Below are 1,564 nucleotides of genomic sequence, written 5' to 3' on the forward strand. Positions count from 1 at the left end.
ATTATATTTTAACAAAGAATAAAGTTTCAAGCGGAATTTTATTTAAATTTGAAATATGAACATTCTTGAAAATCATATAAACGAATTAAACCGACTTTGTGAAGTGCACAATGTCGACAAAATGTACTTATTTGGATCTGCTTTAAAAGAAAGCTTCTCTGAAAATAGTGATATTGATTTTCTCGTCCGATTTAAAAAGTTTGACTTGGCTAACTATTTCGATAATTATATGAGCTTTAAAGAAGATTTAAAAAAACTTCTCGGAAGAGAAATTGATCTGTTAGAAGAACAAACTTTAAAAAATCCCATTTTAATAAAATCAATAAACCGATCTAAAGAATTGGTGTATGGATGAAAGAATATTAAAATGGTTATTTGATATAAAACTTGCCATAGAGGAAATCGACAGTTACTTTGAAGGTTCAGAAATGAACTTCTTTAAATACAAAGAAAATCTAATGCTCAAAAGAGCTGTCGAACGAGATTTGGAAATAATTGGAGAAGCTATAAATCGTATTATCAAGAGGGATTCAAATTTTGAAAATAAGATTACAAATGCAAAATCCATTATCGGATTACGAAATCAAGTAATTCACGCTTACGATAATATCTCTGATGAAAACATCTGGTCAATTTTGCAAATTCACCTTCCAAAATTAAAAGCTGAAATAGAGATTCTAACTCAGCACTAACAAATGCTAACATCGGTTATAGCAAATAGCGGGTTTTGCCGATAAAAGTGTAATTTAGAAAACCAAGAAACAAAAGGTTAAGCCGACAAATCCGCGTCCTTATTCCCGCTACTTGTCCATAACCGTAACCGTTGGGCACAATACTAATCAAGATACAATATGGACAAAATTTTACTTTCAACTTATATTTTAAAAATTCAAGACAGAAATAAAAATGATCAAATATTAAGCAGATTTAATGGAGAAGATGATTTTCTTGAGATTTTTGAAAATTACCTAAATTCCATTTTTCAGAATATCTTGAATACTGAAGATGAGAGACAAACTACTGCTATTCATATCACATTAGAAGAACCTCCTACAGTAGATATGGAAAATCGTACTGTTTATGGACATTTTTCTACTGGAGTAAGCGGGGAAGAATACCAAATTAGAGATTTGGAGAATCGAGAAGATAGCTTTGATGTTCAAAGAAATCATGCCGCCTTTAGAAACATTTTTTTCTATGCTAAAATTCCAACAGAACGAGATAGAGGAGCTTTAATTTTACAACGTAAAGCAAAGTTTGGGATTAAAACTATTTTTCGAAAAACACTTAACCGTTATATAAAGGCACAAGGCTATCAGATTTATACAGTGAAAGTCAATAATATAGTTCACGGTAGATTGTACAGACGTATGATGGATGAAGGCAATTTAAAAAAGGTTGAATTTATTAAAAGAAGAATACCTGGTTCTATAGAAGATTATTATCGCAATGGAGAACAACCTGATACAATTCCTGGAACGCTGAAAACATCAATGATTTCATCAACTAGTTTACCACAAAATTTCAAACACTTTATTGATGGCATTTATAGAAATCCAGATAG

General features: G+C 30.6%; 3 protein-coding genes. All 3 read left to right on the forward strand.

Annotation, left to right across the window (positions count from 1 at the left end; all coding sequences use genetic code 11):
• Positions 1-55: 55 nt before the first annotated feature.
• The gene (locus tag RM553_RS19350) at positions 56-355 is read left to right on the forward strand and encodes a nucleotidyltransferase family protein (RefSeq protein WP_311536612.1); all 300 of its coding nucleotides are present in this window, start codon (positions 56-58) and stop codon (positions 353-355) included.
• The gene (locus RM553_RS19355; RefSeq protein WP_311536613.1) at positions 348-692 is read left to right on the forward strand and encodes a HepT-like ribonuclease domain-containing protein; all 345 of its coding nucleotides are present in this window, start codon (positions 348-350) and stop codon (positions 690-692) included. Before RM553_RS19350 ends, RM553_RS19355 begins: the two co-directional genes overlap by 8 nt.
• Before the next feature lie 159 nt (positions 693-851).
• On the forward strand, positions 852-1,564 hold a 713-nt coding region (locus RM553_RS19360), incomplete at its 3' end, for a hypothetical protein (protein ID WP_311536614.1).

Source organism: Autumnicola tepida (genome assembly GCF_031846485.1).
GTDB classification, from domain to species: Bacteria; Bacteroidota; Bacteroidia; order Flavobacteriales; family Flavobacteriaceae; genus Autumnicola; species Autumnicola tepida.